At 28.9% G+C, this 522-nt stretch carries 1 protein-coding gene; it reads right to left on the bottom strand.

Annotation, left to right across the window (positions count from 1 at the left end; all coding sequences use genetic code 11):
• A partial coding sequence (locus tag MBCUT_RS02300) for a hypothetical protein (protein WP_211263762.1) occupies positions 1-361 on the bottom strand: 361 nt, incomplete at its 3' end.
• Positions 362-522 lie beyond the last annotated feature (161 nt).

The following is a 522-nucleotide window of genomic DNA, read 5'->3' as shown; positions in this document are numbered from 1 at the left end:
CTGTTTTATTCTTAGTTTCCTTAGAAAAATTAGAATAAGGCCCATATTCATCGTGAAATTCAGTTTGAGATAGTTTTCCACAATTTTTACACCTATATCTTTGAACTTGAATATCATACTGCTTTCCATCATTTCCAATAATCATTTTAGGATTAAAATCCCATTTAATCAGATCACGAGAATGACAATGCTTACAAAAAGGATATTTATAAGCAAATTTCCCTTCTTCAATCATATAAACACTTTTATCAACAGAATATTTTCGAGAATTTTCAAAATCTGTATAAGATTCTGGAACACAAAACTTATATTGTAAGTCATCCAAAGTATTGATTGGAGAGACTGGTTTTTCTAGTTTCATAGTAATATATCAGTCTCTCCAACTATATAAAGCTTTCTTTTCACGTTTTTTAAAAAAATTGCGTGCCTACGGCACAATTATCATCAAAAAGCTGTTTAAAATACATTAAAATCAGCAACGATTTCTGCGAAAAAAATAACAACTAACATTTTGACAGTCTC

The organism is Methanobrevibacter cuticularis, assembly GCF_001639285.1.
Lineage (GTDB): Archaea > Methanobacteriota > Methanobacteria > Methanobacteriales > Methanobacteriaceae > Methanobaculum > Methanobaculum cuticulare.
The sequence above is the reverse complement of the archived record's forward strand: the minus strand, read 5'-3'. Positions and strand labels throughout refer to the sequence as shown.